The organism is Ruegeria sp. ABM4_193, from assembly GCF_056158705.1.
Window position 1 is genome coordinate 1,319,104 of sequence record NZ_JBSWTT010000001.1, and the last position, 14,223, is coordinate 1,333,326.

The window sequence follows — 14,223 nt, forward strand, 5'->3', positions numbered from 1 at the left end:
TGACTTGAAGATTGGAGGGTTATAGTGCGTCCGAACCGGTCTCGCCGGTGCGGATACGGATAGCTTGTTCGACGGGCGAGACGAAGATCTTGCCATCGCCGATCTTGTCGGTTTTGGCGGCCGAAACGATAGCTTCGATGGCGGCATCGACCTGATCATCGTCCAGCACGACTTCAACTTTCACTTTGGGCAGAAAATCGACGACATATTCCGCGCCGCGATACAGTTCGGTATGGCCTTTCTGACGACCGAAGCCTTTGACCTCGATCACGCTGAGGCCCTGGACGCCCACGTCCTGCAATGCCTCTTTCACTTCGTCCAGTTTGAACGGCTTGATGATCGCTTCGATCTTTTTCATCCCGGCTCACCTTGAATGGTTGTCTCAGGGGCAGTGATCACGTCTAAGATCGGGCGGCAATGTGATTGCGGATTTGGGCAGGTTGGGATGCATCGAAATCTGGCAGCGTGCTAATTTATGGGCGTATTGCACAAAAACTAATCAGAATTGAATCGAATGAGGGTGTGGGATGACGGAATTGCTGACAGCGGCGCAGATGCGGGCCATTGAGCAGGCTGCCATCGAATCCGGTGAGGTGACAGGTCTTGAGCTGATGGAGCGGGCCGGGCGGGGCGTTGTTGAGGCAATTTTCGAGGAGTGGCCAGAGTGGGACAGGCGAGGGGCCAGCCCCTCGCGCTCCCCGAGGTATTTGGGGCCAGATGAAGGGGATCCGCTGCGTGCGGTGGTGCTGTGCGGGCCGGGGAACAATGGTGGCGATGGCTTTGTTGTCGCCAGGTTGTTACGGGAGTTGGGATGGGAGGTTGAGGTCTTTCTGTACGGGGATCCGGAGAAGCTGCCGCCCGATGCGCGTGTGAATTATGAGCGGTGGCTGGATGAAGGCGACGTTAATGTGTTCGCCGTCGATGCCAGCCCAAGTGACGCGGAATATCTTCAGCTTCCGAAGGACACTGATCTGATTGTCGATGGAACGTTCGGAACCGGTCTTACCCGACCGTTTACAGGTGTGTTTTCTTTATTGGCGAATACTGAGACAAGGGCATTGCTGCGGGATCGAGGTGTAAAGGTCGTCGCAGTTGATACGCCAAGTGGCTTGTGCGCCGATAGTGGCCGCGTTTTAGGCAAAGTCATTGTTGCCGATTTGACGGTCACGTTTCACAGTAAAAAGGTCGGGCATGTTTTAGGCGATGGCCCAACGTCCTGCGGTAGGGTGCAAACAAAATCGATTGGGCTCGAAACAGCTGAAAGAAGCCGGATTGTCCAAATGGCTTCCGTCGAGGGGGCGAGGCTGCAGAAGAAAACAGAAGGCCACAAGTACTCTCATGGCCACGCTCTGATCTTGTCCGGAGGGGTGGGAAAAACCGGCGCGGCGCGATTGGCCGCACGCGGGGCGTTGCGGATTGGTGCGGGATTGGTGACGTTGGGTGTACCGCCTGCGGCGGTCTTGGAAGTGGCCAGTCAGATCAAGGCGCTCATGTTGCAGCGCGTTGAGGGAAAAGATGGCCTGGTCGAGGTTCTGACTGACCCGCGCCTCAATGCGCTCTGTCTTGGCCCCGGGCTGAGAGTGGAACGCGCGCGTGAGTTGGTTCCGGTGGCTTTGGCAGCGCGCCGGGCGACGGTGTTGGATGCGGATGCGTTGTCGGCCTTTGCGGACGACCGGGATGCTTTGTTTGCGCAGCTGCACGAAAACTGCGTGCTTACCCCGCACGGAGGAGAGTTTGCGCGGCTTTTCCCCGACATTGCGGACAATTTGAAAGCTGCGCCGACACAGGGGCCGGCCTATTCCAAGGTTGACGCAACGCGGGCGGCTGCAAAGCGCGCTGGGTGCGTGGTTCTGTTCAAGGGGTCGGATACCGTGATTGCCGCACCTGACGGGCGATGTTCGGTCAACTCGGCCTCGTACGAAAGGGCGGCTCCTTGGTTGGCGACCGCTGGATCTGGCGATGTGCTGGCGGGCTTCATCACCGGGTTGCTGGCACGTGGGTATCCACCGTTGCAAGCTGCAGAGACTGCCGCGTGGCTACATGTGGAATGCGCACTGCAATTTGGGCCCGGCCTGATTGCCGAGGACTTGCCGGAACAGCTGCCTGACGTGTTTAGAAAGATGAATATTTGAGTGTGTTGGCGGGGAATGGCCCAATCTACGTCAGATCGGCGAATTTTCGCCGATCAGGGCTGCGGGGGTGCAGAGTGAGTGTTTGCCAGACGCACAGACCGGAGGCAAAGTTGTTTTGAGCACCTCCGAAACGGACTGGTGGTGATGTATTTAAGCAAATGAAATACATTATAAAATTCTCTTGGCCTCTGCGTTCTGTGTTGCGAATTTGCCATTCCTTTATCAGACAGCGCGCGGGCATCTGGAACGTCGGTGCTCGATGATCAATTGGACGGGGCGTAACACCCGAACCATTCATGGTGAGTGAAATGACTTCTAAATTCAAAACCCTTTCCGCTGCCGCTGCGCTGAGTGCAACGGCGGCAATTCCGGCTGCAGCTGAGCTGAAATACGAAAACAACACAGGCGGTTATGTGTTGCTTTATGGACAGTTGCACCCAGCCCTGATTTCGGTCGATGACGGGCAGGACACCGAGACACGGGTCCTCGACAACGACTTGTCGAACAGCCGCGTGGGCCTGCGCCTGATGCAGCCTTACGGTAGCAATGAGTTCCAGTTTTGGTTTGAAACAGGGCTTGGCCTGCCCGGTTCGGCGTCTGCTGATCAGTTTGGAACCAACGCGGATGGCTGGAATCGCGAAGATATTCGTCACGTGGATTTCTCGCTGAAAGGTGGGTACGGCAAGTTTTCGGCGGGGCAGGGCAGTATGGTCGCTGACGGTGCCGCTGAGGTGGATCTGTCATATGTCGGAACCGCGCTGTATTCGTTCACCAACGATGAAAACGCCGGCTTCTTCTATCGCGACACCGCTGGATTGCTGAGCGGAATCACGGTTGGCGACAGTTCCAGCAACTTTGACGGCTCGCGCCGTGGGCGCATCCGGTATGACACACCGACATTCAACGGGTTCTCGGCGGGCTTCGCCTATGGGCAGAACATTCTGTCCAGCAGCGACGACGATGACTACTACGACGTTGGTCTTTTCTATGAAAACACCTTTGCCGGTGGCGTGGAATTCGCGGCAGCTGTTGCCTATTCGGTGCGCGACCGGGACGACAATTCCGGCGATCGCAAGGACACGATTGGTTCGGCGTCTGTCCTTCTGCCAAGCGGGCTGGGATTTACGATTGCCGGTGGTACGCGTGACGACGATCAGGCCGGGGCGACGGATCCGAATTACTGGTATGGCAAGATCTCATACGAAGGAAGTTGGATCGCCTGGGGTAAGACCGGTGTCGGCATAGACTACTATGACGGTTCAGACTTCGACAGCAACGGGTCGGGCACCAAAGCCTGGGGTATCGCAGTTGTTCAGAAGGTCGATGCAATCAAGACAGATGTTTATCTGAAGTACCGCAACCACGACTTCGATGATGGTTCATCCTTTGACAACAACGAAGCATGGGTTCTGGGCGCACGCTGGAAGTTCTGATCGTTGTGACTGGATTAAAAACGAGCGCCCCGGTTTCCGGGGCGTTCTTTTTTTGGGGGAATAGGCGATCAAATACAGGTGGATTCTGCCTTTGCCCCTTGCACGTACGCTGCTGGGCAAATAGAAGGCGTCAAATTTGCCCGGCGCGCCCTTTTTGCGCGCCCCGAATCCTATGGGGACTACCATAATGCAGGTTACAGAGACGCTGAACGAAGGTCTGAAACGCGGCTACAACATCGTTGTGACCGCAGCCGAGCTGGACGACAAGGTCAATGAAAAGTTGACCGAAGCGCAGCCGGAAATCGAAATGAAAGGTTTCCGCAAAGGTAAGGTGCCGATGGCACTGCTGAAAAAGCAGTTTGGTCAACGCCTGCTGGGCGAAGCGATGCAGGAAAGCATCGATGGCGCGATGAACAAGCACTTTGAAGACAGCGGTGACCGCCCTGCGCTGCAGCCCGAAGTCAAGATGACCAATGAAGATTGGAAAGAAGGCGACGACGTTGAAGTAGCCATGTCTTACGAGGCACTGCCTGCGATCCCAGAGGTTGACCTGAAATCGGTCGAGCTGGAGAAGCTGGTGGTCAAGGCTGACGACGCGGCTGTGGAAGAAGCGCTGAACAATCTGGCTGAAACTGCGCAGGATTTCAAAGCGCGCCGCAAGGGCTCGAAGGCGAAAGACGGCGACCAGATCGTTTTTGATTTCGTTGGCAAGGTTGACGGCGAAGAATTCGACGGCGGTTCGGCTGAAGAGTACCCTCTGGTACTGGGCTCGAACAGCTTCATCCCCGGTTTCGAAGAACAGCTGGTTGGTGTGAAGGCCGAGGAAGTCAAAGACGTCAACGTGACCTTCCCCGCTGAGTACGGTGCAGAGCACCTGGCCGGCAAAGACGCTGTTTTCACCTGCACCATCAAAGAGGTGAAAGAACCGGTGGCCGCAGAGGTCAACGACGATCTGGCCATGAAGTTCGGTGCTGAAGATCTGGATGCCTTGAAGGGGCAGATTTCGGAACGTCTGGAAGCAGAATACGCAGGTGCATCGCGTGCCGTCATGAAGCGTGCTCTGCTGGACGTGCTGGACGAGAAAGTGTCGTTCGACCTGCCTCCGTCACTGGTGGACGCTGAAGCCAAGCAGATTGCACATCAGCTGTTCCACGAGGAAAACCCGGACGTGGAAGGCCACGATCACGGCGAGATTGAGCCGACTGAAGAGCACACCAAACTGGCCGAACGCCGCGTGCGTCTGGGTCTGTTGCTGGCCGAGCTGGGTCAGAAGGCCGAGGTCGAAGTGACCGACGCAGAAATGACCCAGGCGATCATGAACCAGGCGCGTCAGTACCCGGGTCAAGAGCGTCAGTTCTTTGAATTTGTTCAACAGAACGCTCAAATGCAGCAGCAGATGCGCGCACCCATCTTCGAAGACAAAGTCGTCGACTATGTGTTCGAACTGGCTCAGGTCAACGAAAAAGACGTGAGCAAAGACGATCTGCAAAAAGCCGTTGAGGCACTGGAAGAGGAGTAATCCTCTTCCGCCCATTCTTACGAATGGGCACAAAAAAACGGAGCCGCCTGCTAATCAGACGGCTCCGCATGGGTGGCTTTTGTACCTATGAGGTGAGGGGGTCAGGCCTCATGAGCAAAAGCACGGGGGGTTTGTAGCAGAGCAGTCTTCTGCTCTGGTGTGAACGTGTTCGAGAGCGTTTCGATCAGCCTCAGCACATCTTGCCGTTCAGCTTCTGTCTTGGCGGCGCTCATCTGTTCCACAAAATACTTTTCAAGATCAGTCAGTGGTTTGTGATCCTGATTGGCAGGGCTTTGTGCTGCGGCTTTCTTGGCCGCAAACAGGGCCAGTGCCTCTTCGTCGTCGATGAAGACATCGTTGTGAATGTCTGCAAACTCACGCAGACCCGCGATGCGTTCGTCTGTGCAATCCAGCAGAGCAGCCAGCGCATGAACTTTCCCCATTGGGACAGTTTGGCCGACATAGTCATACGGGGCGCAATTCGAGCGTTTCAGGACCCGATCCATAACCGGATCGATCACGGTGATGATGTCCTGAATGCCAGCGTTCTTGGCATATTCCAAAGAACCGATCATCAATTCGCAGGTTGCGTAGGAAACCGAGTTCTTTTCTTTGCCGCGTGTGAGACGCTGGGTATCTACGCAAAAGCGGGTCGATTCCCACATGGTTGCGCTGCGCAGTGGTGCTTCGCCGCAAAGGATCGCCGAGAAGACATCCGACAACATGTGAGGGCCGGTGGTCTGGAGGGCACGCACGGCTGCGACGACATTCCCCTCATCGTCGAGTCCGATTACATATGCCGGGTCCAGATGATCGAACTCGTCGATTTCTTTTCCGTCTTCTATTTTGACGTCCCATCCAAGACGTTCGCCAAATACACGTGCTCTCAACTCGAACATTTCGTCAAGAACTTCGCTGAACATATGTCTGTTCAGGCCATCTACCACGATGATCATTTCTTCCCCCTTCGAGTGGTTGTTCGGTAAATACGACGTTACCGGTCCCAGGGGATTTTTCTATTGGGGGTTTCCCGTATTTTGGCGAAATTAAGCGCTTTTTTTGATTAACCTGGGGTAATTAGCCCAATCGCAATCGCGCGTCCAACAGCCTGCGGGGTGGTCAGGGCGCTAAGCTTTTCCCGACTCGAACGCAAGTGTACTTCGACGGTCCGGTGCGAAATCGACAGAATATCGCCGATGTCCTGCTGAGATTTGCCAGCTGCGACCCACTGCAGGATCTCTGCTTCTCGGGTCGACAGGGTTGGATGGTAGAGCGCGCTGGTTAGCTGATCCGACGAAACGACGTTGTCGTGAATGTGTACTGCCATGGATTGCAGGTCGCTTATCACGTGGGTGTAGAGCTTGCGCCACTCTTCCTTGCTGCAATTGCGGGTTGCGCTGAGCAGGCCAATATCCCCGTACGGACCGCGTACAGGAATCGTAACACCTTGACTGGGCAGGCCAAAATCATGAGCGTCGCGGAATACACGCTGGAAATCGGGGCTGCGTTCAAGGCGGCTCCAATCCACCGGAGCAATGCTGCGGCGTGCCATGTGGATGGTTGGGTCGATCATGATCAGACCCTGGTTCTGGTAATGCTCTGTCCACTCTTCGTCATACGTGACAAAGCCAGCGACAGATCCAGCGGCAGGGTTCATGCCTGCATAAGCAGCATGGTCCATTTCATGCTTGTCACAGATTTGCCTTAGAAATTCGGTGTAGCGAACTTCTAAATCCGGCAGAGTGCTCAGATCGACAATTTCCATGCGGCGCCTACCAGCTGCGGCCCATCTTAACTGCCCGATGGTGTCGTCGAGCATACGTATTCAACAGAGTGGAACCCGGTTACCTCACTCAACCAGAACATCATATTTTCTTAATCCTGACAAGCAGAGGCATCAATTGTCTGCGCTATTCAGGATATTGTGACATTCAATAGAGCATTTTTGTCACTATCCCGCCTCAAGTGCTAATTTTCAGGCGAAAATTGACGCTAACCACCGTCAGGGTGCGGGTTTGAGCCCGGTTTCTACCAGCAATCCCCTTGCTTTGGCCTCGGGCCAATACCCTTTTGCATACAAAAAGATCGCGCGTTGCTGGTCTCCGTCGGACAGCAGCCATGCCCCGCGCAAGTACTTGCCCGCGAATTCCAGGTTGGTATCCGCATTTAATAGTCCCTCGGCATTACCTTTGTACCCCATCGATCGTGCGGTGGCCGGAAGGATCTGTAGCAGCCCATAGTAGGGGCGGTTCACGGCCCAAGGGCGGTGTGTGCTTTCGCGAATGGCCAGCTTGTGTACAAGCTCGCGCGGAAGCTCGTATTGATCAGCCCATTTGTTGATCGAGGCTCTGAGTTCCGGCGTTTCATTTGGATAGAGCGGCGGATTGAACTGAGTGGTGTCGGCTTTGGAGACTTCACCTCCACCGCATGCAAGCAGCGGGGTTGCGAGCAACAGGGAAAGGAAGCTGCGGCGGGGGAAAACGGGCATCATGAATCTCCGGTCAATAAGGCGGTATGATATGGAACGTCTGTTCGGTCGCAACTCTAGCGATCAATTTGGGCCGAAATTTGCTGGTCTGGCTGCGGCATAAAAAAAGGCCGCACAAAATGCGCGGCCTTTGTCTTGTTCAAAGCGTAGCCAGATCAGGCTTTGGCTTCGTCTTCCTCAGCCGGAGCAGCTTCGGCAGCCAGGTCATCGTCTTCTGAAGCGGCCGAACCGATGTCGTCGAACAGTTCGGCGATTTCGAATTCAGCGGCAGCTTCTTCTTCAGCGGCCAGTTCCTGAATCGATTTGCCAGATGCCTGCAGTTCGGCTTCTTCTTCCGAACGGGCAACGTTCATCTTGATCTCAACTTCGACCTCGGGGTGCAGGCGAACAGCGACAGAGTGCAGACCCAGTTCTTTGATCGGAGCGACCAGAACGACCTGTTTCTTGTCGACTGTGAAGCCTGCTTCGGTTGCAGCGTCTGCGGCGTCACGCGGGGTGACCGAACCGTACAAAGCGCCAGCATCCGATGCCGAGCGAATCACGATGAACTGCTGACCGTCCAGCTTTTCAGCCAGAGCTTCAGCTTCTTTCTTGGTTTCCAGGTTGCGGGCTTCCAGCTGCGCTTTCTGGGCTTCGAACGAGGCGATGTTCGACTCGGACGCGCTCAGCGCTTTGCCTTGGGGCAGCAGGAAGTTGCGGGCGTAGCCGGGCTTGACGTCAACGACGTCGCCCATCTGACCCAGTTTCGCAACGCGTTCCAGAAGGATAACTTGCATGTCAGTCTCTCCTTACTTCACGGCGTAGGGCAGCAGGGCGAGGAAGCGGGCGCGCTTGATAGCACGAGCCAGTTCACGCTGCTTTTTCGCCGAAACGGCGGTTATGCGCGAAGGAACAATCTTGCCGCGCTCAGAGATGTAGCGCTGCAGCAGACGGGTGTCCTTATAGTCGATTTTCGGTGCGTTCTCACCCGAGAATGGGCAGACCTTACGACGGCGGAAAAATGGTTTTGCGGCCATGGTTTAGTGTCCTTTCTTCAGGCGGTGATCAACGGCGCTCGCGGCGGTCGCCACGTTCGTCACGCTTCTGCATCTGAACCGACGGGCCATCTTCGTGGCCGTCGACCTTGATGGTCAGAACGCGCATTACGTCGTCATGCAGACGCATCAGGCGTTCCATTTCCTGAACCGCACCCGAGGGGGCATCGGTCTTCAGGAAGGCATAGTGGCCTTTGCGGTTCTTGTTGATCTTATAGGCCATCGTCTTGACGCCCCAGTACTCGCTGTCGACAAGGCTGCCGCCGTTGTCCGCCAGTACGGTGCCAAAGTGTTCGACGAGGCTTTCCGCCTGCGCGTTGGACAGGTCCTGACGCGCGATCATTACATGCTCATACAGTGGCATGTGCACTCCTGTTTATATCAAGGCGCATTTCATAGGCGGGGCCATTTGGTCCTTCGCGACCCTGCCACGAGAGGCTGCGCAATTCATATGACTGCGAAGGATGGCCCCGTATACACGTTTGAACCGCAGGGGCAAGACCCGCCACATATGCCTTGGTGAAGTCGCCCAATTTCCTTTGGGGTGCCCAATTGCTGACGCTTTTCGGCTCAAAGTTGTTTTGCATACCGGACATTACCCGGAACCAACTGAAAACCGACAGTAACCTTATAAAGGGTGAAACGTTATGACCGCGACGAACACAAACACATACCGGGAAGAAGCGGCTGGATCGCGCTTTGAAAACTCGGTTCCGGTAATGATCGCATTCGCGCCGAATTGGAAGGCGCGCTTGATTCTGGCGCGGATGGTTGGCGCATTCCTGATCGTGTCAGCGTTTTCAATGTGGCTGATGCCGGGGTCGGTCATCGCTGCGGATGTCTGGCCGATTAAGATGGTTGCTTCGATGCTGTTTCTGATCGTTGGGGTCAGCTTGCTGACGATTGAGGTTCTGGATCCGCGTCCCGATGCGTATTTCGATCCTATTCGTCGCGAGGTGCGGGTATTGCAAAAGAACGAAGATGGGCGCCCACAGACTGTTTTGCGTCGCAGCTACAATTCCTTGGGTGGTGCACGCTTTGAAGAGAATGAAGTTCACTTGTTCGACGTGGACGGGAGCCTGTTGATGAAGCTGCCACTTGAATCGGCGGATGTCAGCCGAGCCCTGAAGGGGCAATTGAGCAAAAGCGTAACAATTTTCGGCTGAATTTTATTCTGTTCAAAAAGGAACAGAAATTGTTAGCCAAAAGAGGTTGTGTGCCGCCCTAGGGCGGCACATCTTGTTTGTGAGCAACCCCCATCGGCTTGCACACAAAAAAAACGCGGAGATTGTTATGAAATCCACCCTTCTTGCTGCGGCTTTGGCCGTTTCGGCAACTGCTGCAATTGCCAGTGCCGAGAAATATGTACTGGACCCCAGCCACAGCCAGGTCATCTTCAACTATGATCACCTTGGCTTTTCGACCACTTACGGCATGTTCTCGGGCTTTGAGGGCGAGATCATGTTCGATCAGGAAAACCCTGCGGCATCCAGCGTTACGGTTTCAATGCCGGTTATGGAGATGTTCACAGGATGGAAGCCTCGGGAAGACCACTTCATGACCGAAGACTTCTTTGGCGCTGCCGAAGGTGATCTGATCACTTTCGTCTCGACCGGGATTGAGGTGACAGGCGATGATACAGCCAATATCACCGGCGACCTGACCATGAATGGCGTAACCAAATCGGTTGTTCTGGATGCCAAGTTGAACAAAGTGGACAATCACCCGATGGCCAACAAGCCTTGGGCAGGTTTCAACGCGACCACAACGCTGGTTCGCAGTGAATTTGACCTGGGACAATTTGCACCGTTCGTAAGCGACGAAGTGCAGATTCAGATCTCGGTTGAGGCTCAAAAGGCTGAGTAAGTCGAAGGACTTGAAAGGTTAAACCGCCGGTGAGTATCTCACCGGCGGTTTTTTGTTGGCATTACTGACTGCGGCTGGCGGTCAGGTCGACAGAAACAGAGACGGCAAAGCCCAGGGACTCTTCGGTCGGCTGTGACGTGCCGACGTTGAAATCCAACCGGTTGAGTTCAACAGAACCCGACATGGTGGCCGTATCGCCCTGAAGCTCCAGGGAAAACGGAAGAACGATATCCATCGTTTTGTCGCGGATGGTCAGCGGGCCACGGGCTTCGTACCCGGTTTCGGTCTTGAACAAATCTGCAGTGAACTGCGCCGTAGGGAATTGTGATGTGTCAAAGAAATCGGAACCCATGGCTTGATCAGTGACCGAACCAAGGCTCAGAGAGCCAATGGCTATGTTAACGTCCACAGATCCCGCAGGCCCGACTTGTGCAGGTTCGTCGAAGGTGATGGCAGCGGTCCAGTCGGCAAAAGATCCGGTGACCGGGCTGCCCAACTGAGAGATTGTTATCGACAAGGCCCCGGTCTGCACTTGCCAGTCAGATTGAACTTCGGCGAGTTCGATGTCGGCATCGTCGGCTTCGCGTGCGAATTCACCCGTGACCCAGCCGCCAGTCAGAACCATGCCCCAAACCGCCACGGCAGCAAGCGCAGGGACAAGTGAATGGTGTTGATGCGGCGGTTCTGGTGCGTCCGAATGACCAGGGAGCATTCTTCGCAATGTACTGTCCTTGTCGATGACGTGATGTTTCAGCGCGCCAACAATGTGCAGCGCCAATGAGCCCACCAGAACCCACATGAACAGCCAGTGAAGGACTCCGGTCATCTCGGCCAGGGCTTCAGACTTGGGAACAAACGGCAGGTTTTGCCCAAAAGGCCAGAGGATCGGTGCGAACCCTTCTGTCGCGGCGTGGTGGATCCAACCGCTGAGTGGAACAAGGATCAGCGAACCGTATAAAAGCCAATGAACGGTTTCCGCCGCAAAGGCCTCGGGCTTGTTGTCTGCATTTAACAAGCCGGGCTTTGTTTGTGTGAAAGCCCACAAAATGCGCGCCAATGCCACGAAGAAGACAGCGATCCCTACAGTTTTATGCAGCGAAAAGACGCGCGCGGCGCGGGCGATCTGGGCCTCGGTTGGGGCGGTGTCTGCGTGAAGAACCGCGTATGCCAGGTTATCTGCGATCCAGCCAAGCGGCAGGGCTGTCAGGATCAGAAGGGCTGTGAGCCAGTGAAACGTTTTTGCAACGCTTCCGTAACTGGAAAATGAATTGGTCGCGGCCATGAAAATAAGACTCCGGGATTCTCTGTCGTGTCCAACGTAAAGACGCGTGAGACTGACACAAGTAAGCGCGGACGCACAGCAACGGTGCCAGAATGCAGAATGCAGGCAGCGCTTGTGCCAGACGAGCAGTCAGTTTACACCCCGCCGCAACCTAACAGTATGCATGAGGTTGCAATGACACTCGCGTTCGTTTTTCCAGGGCAGGGCGCCCAGACAATCGGTATGGGCAAAGCTTTGGCCGAGGCTTATCCGGCGGCGCAAGCCATATTTGATGAGGTGGACGACGCTCTGGGTGAGAAACTGAGCAGCCTTATCTGGGAAGGCGATATCGCCGAGTTGACGCTGACACAAAATGCGCAGCCCGCATTGATGGCGACGTCAATGGCCGCAATGCGCGCCTTGGAGGCCGAAGGTGTTTCGATCAGCAAAGCCGCATTTGTGGCGGGGCACTCGCTTGGTGAGTATTCCGCTTTGGCCGCTGCTGGAGCGTTGTCAGTCGCTGACACCGCGCGCCTGTTGCGCACGCGCGGGCAAGCCATGCAAAGCGCTGTGCCTGTGGGCGAGGGTGCGATGGCTGCCATTCTTGGCTTGGATCTTGACGCCGTGCGCTCTGTTGCTGAGGAGGCCGCGCAGGGCGAAGTGTGTCAGGCGGCAAATGACAACGATCCAACCCAGGTTGTCGTGTCCGGTTCAAAAACCGCTGTCGAGCGCGCTGCCGAGATTGCCAAGGAAAAAGGTGCAAAACGGGCTGTTATGTTGCCCGTAAGTGCTCCATTTCACTGTGCGCTGATGCAACCTGCTGCAGATGTAATGGCGGAAGCCCTTACTGCGGTCGAAATCAAGGCACCCGCTGTGCCCTTGGTGGCGAACGTACGCGCCGAGGCGGTTAGTGACCCGGATTTGATCCGGCAGTTGCTTGTCGAACAGGTGACTGGGTCGGTCCGCTGGCGCGAGAGCGTGCAGTTCATGGTGGCGCAGGGGGTGACCGAGACATGGGAGATTGGCGCGGGCAAAGCGCTGTCTGGTATGATCCGCAAGATCGACCGTGCCATTGCGGGCAAAGCTGTGGGCACGCCGGAAGATGTTCAAAAGGCCCTTCAGGCCGAATTGTAAGCTAAATGCGCGTCTTTGCGGACGCACCAAGAGGGAAACTGTATGTTTGATTTGACAGGTAAGAATGCGCTGATCACCGGTGCATCGGGTGGTATCGGTGGCGACATTGCGCGTGCACTGCACGGCGCGGGTGCAACGGTTGGATTGTCTGGTACGCGAGTCGAACCACTGCAAGCCCTGGCAGATGATCTGGGCGAGCGCGCGCATGTGCTGCCCTGCAATTTGAGCGATCCGGAAGCCGTGGAGGCGTTGCCAAAGCAGGCGGCCGCGGCGATGGGATCGGTGGACATTCTGGTCAACAACGCTGGAATCACACGCGACAACCTGTTCATGCGCATGTCCGACGAAGAATGGCAGAGCGTTATTGACGTGAACATGACCTCGACCATGAAACTGTGCAAAGGCGTGATCCGGGGTATGATGAAATCGCGCTGGGGCCGGATCGTGAATGTCTCGTCCGTGGTGGCTGCAATCGGTAACCCTGGTCAGGCGAACTATGCGGCGTCTAAAGCCGGAATGATCGGCTTTTCCAAGGCCTTGGCCCACGAAGTTGCAACGCGTGGGATCACAGTGAACGCTGTGGCACCGGGATTCATCACGACGGCTATGACCGAGAAACTGACCGAGGAACAGAAAAAGGGTCTGTTGGTCAAAGTTCCTGCGGGTCGCATGGGCGATCCTAAAGAAATTGCTGCGGCTGTTTTGTACCTTGCAAGCCCCGAGGCGGGTTATGTCACTGGAAGTACCTTGCATGTGAACGGCGGTATGGCCATGTTGTGATCGCGACAGGGGCGGACGCGAAAGCGTTTGCCTCTCGCGTCGACTATGCTATAGGCGGCGCATCTATGCGGGGCCGGTCTTTCAGGTCGGCCTTCTACTTTCCCGGTTTCCCGGGACCCAAACCGCCCGAAACGGGCAAATCAAGGCCAACCCGTGCGGGCAAGGGCAGAATCGGGCAGACCGCCCTGTAAAGGAATGAGGAATAGACATGAGCGACGTCGCAGATCGCGTTAAGAAGATCGTTGTTGAGCACCTGGGTGTTGAAGAAGACAAAGTCGTGGAAAACGCGTCTTTCATCGACGATCTGGGCGCAGACAGCCTGGACACCGTTGAGCTGGTTATGGCGTTCGAAGAAGAGTTCGGCATCGAGATTCCCGATGACGCAGCCGAAACCATCCAGACCTTCGGCGACGCGGTCAAGTTCATCAGCGAAGCGTCCTAAACGTTTCTTTCTGATCAAAAGCGGCGTTTCCGAGCAACGGAGGCGCCGTTTTTTTATGTCCGCGCAAAATTCGCACTTGCGTGGCCATTTTCCACTGCGCACTGTTTCCATTGAGGCAAAACTCAAAGTGGACA

Annotated in this window: 16 protein-coding genes; 8 read left to right on the forward strand and 8 right to left on the reverse strand. The window is 55.7% G+C overall.

All coding sequences use genetic code 11. The features are described 5' to 3' along the window. Positions 1-19 precede the first annotated feature (19 nt). Entirely contained in the window at positions 20-358 is a 339-nt protein-coding gene (locus tag ACXADZ_RS06600; RefSeq protein ID WP_050602105.1) for a P-II family nitrogen regulator, read from the reverse strand. Between the two features lie 169 nt (positions 359-527). On the opposite strand from ACXADZ_RS06600, the gene ACXADZ_RS06605 reads away from it, so the two are divergent. The 3 genes from ACXADZ_RS06605 to tig all read left to right on the forward strand — a co-directional run bounded on the left by ACXADZ_RS06605 (position 528) and on the right by tig (position 5,084). Then, positions 528-2,132 carry an NAD(P)H-hydrate dehydratase gene (locus ACXADZ_RS06605; protein WP_475193967.1) on the forward strand — a complete coding sequence of 535 codons (1,605 nt, stop codon included), beginning with the start codon at positions 528-530 and terminating at the stop codon, positions 2,130-2,132. Between the two features lie 308 nt (positions 2,133-2,440). Continuing rightward, positions 2,441-3,565, forward strand: a complete 1,125-nt coding sequence (locus tag ACXADZ_RS06610) for a porin (protein ID WP_475193969.1) — start codon at positions 2,441-2,443, stop codon at positions 3,563-3,565. Positions 3,566-3,752: 187 nt separating this feature from the next. Further along, positions 3,753-5,084, forward strand: a complete 1,332-nt coding sequence (gene tig / locus ACXADZ_RS06615; RefSeq protein ID WP_171091203.1) for a trigger factor — start codon at positions 3,753-3,755, stop codon at positions 5,082-5,084. A gap of 101 nt (positions 5,085-5,185) precedes the next feature. Here the strand turns inward: tig and ACXADZ_RS06620 are convergent, their stop codons facing one another. The 6 genes from ACXADZ_RS06620 to rpsF all read right to left on the reverse strand — a co-directional run bounded on the left by ACXADZ_RS06620 (position 5,186) and on the right by rpsF (position 8,970). Beyond that, positions 5,186-6,040 (reverse strand): acyl-homoserine-lactone synthase, encoded by an 855-nt coding sequence (locus ACXADZ_RS06620; RefSeq protein WP_171185842.1) that lies wholly within the window; start codon positions 6,038-6,040, stop codon positions 5,186-5,188. 107 nt (positions 6,041-6,147) lie between these two features. Then, the gene (locus ACXADZ_RS06625) at positions 6,148-6,849 is read right to left on the reverse strand and encodes an autoinducer binding domain-containing protein (protein ID WP_475193981.1); all 702 of its coding nucleotides are present in this window, start codon (positions 6,847-6,849) and stop codon (positions 6,148-6,150) included. A gap of 237 nt (positions 6,850-7,086) precedes the next feature. Further along, positions 7,087-7,575, reverse strand: a complete 489-nt coding sequence (locus tag ACXADZ_RS06630) for a transglycosylase SLT domain-containing protein (RefSeq protein ID WP_475193984.1) — start codon at positions 7,573-7,575, stop codon at positions 7,087-7,089. Positions 7,576-7,727: 152 nt separating this feature from the next. Beyond that, a complete protein-coding gene (gene rplI, locus ACXADZ_RS06635) occupies positions 7,728-8,348 on the reverse strand; it encodes a 50S ribosomal protein L9 (protein WP_171090720.1) in 621 nt (206 codons plus the stop codon). A 12-nt stretch (positions 8,349-8,360) separates the two neighbouring features. After that, a complete protein-coding gene (gene rpsR / locus ACXADZ_RS06640; RefSeq protein WP_005608650.1) occupies positions 8,361-8,588 on the reverse strand; it encodes a 30S ribosomal protein S18 in 228 nt (75 codons plus the stop codon). A 28-nt stretch (positions 8,589-8,616) separates the two neighbouring features. After that, the gene (gene rpsF / locus ACXADZ_RS06645) at positions 8,617-8,970 is read right to left on the reverse strand and encodes a 30S ribosomal protein S6 (protein WP_171090718.1); all 354 of its coding nucleotides are present in this window, start codon (positions 8,968-8,970) and stop codon (positions 8,617-8,619) included. 283 nt (positions 8,971-9,253) lie between these two features. Here rpsF and ACXADZ_RS06650 point away from each other — a divergent pair, with 283 nt between their 5' ends. Further along, positions 9,254-9,772, forward strand: a complete 519-nt coding sequence (locus ACXADZ_RS06650; RefSeq protein ID WP_475193989.1) for a hypothetical protein — start codon at positions 9,254-9,256, stop codon at positions 9,770-9,772. A gap of 127 nt (positions 9,773-9,899) precedes the next feature. After that, positions 9,900-10,472, forward strand: a complete 573-nt coding sequence (locus ACXADZ_RS06655) for a YceI family protein (protein ID WP_475193990.1) — start codon at positions 9,900-9,902, stop codon at positions 10,470-10,472. 61 nt (positions 10,473-10,533) lie between these two features. On the opposite strand, the gene ACXADZ_RS06660 is transcribed toward ACXADZ_RS06655, so the two are convergent. Beyond that, a complete protein-coding gene (locus tag ACXADZ_RS06660; protein WP_475193995.1) occupies positions 10,534-11,754 on the reverse strand; it encodes a cytochrome b/b6 domain-containing protein in 1,221 nt (406 codons plus the stop codon). Positions 11,755-11,928: 174 nt separating this feature from the next. Here ACXADZ_RS06660 and fabD point away from each other — a divergent pair, with 174 nt between their 5' ends. From fabD to ACXADZ_RS06675, 3 genes are all read left to right on the forward strand, one after another. Then, on the forward strand, positions 11,929-12,867 hold the full coding sequence (fabD, locus tag ACXADZ_RS06665; RefSeq protein ID WP_475193998.1) for an ACP S-malonyltransferase: 939 nt from the start codon (positions 11,929-11,931) through the stop codon (positions 12,865-12,867). 42 nt (positions 12,868-12,909) lie between these two features. Continuing rightward, positions 12,910-13,647: a 3-oxoacyl-[acyl-carrier-protein] reductase gene (gene fabG / locus ACXADZ_RS06670; protein WP_171090708.1), complete on the forward strand. Its 738-nt coding sequence runs from the start codon at positions 12,910-12,912 to the stop codon at positions 13,645-13,647. Between the two features lie 208 nt (positions 13,648-13,855). Continuing rightward, positions 13,856-14,089, forward strand: coding sequence for an acyl carrier protein (locus tag ACXADZ_RS06675; protein WP_050602116.1), 234 nt, complete (start codon positions 13,856-13,858; stop codon positions 14,087-14,089). Positions 14,090-14,223: the final 134 nt, after the last annotated feature.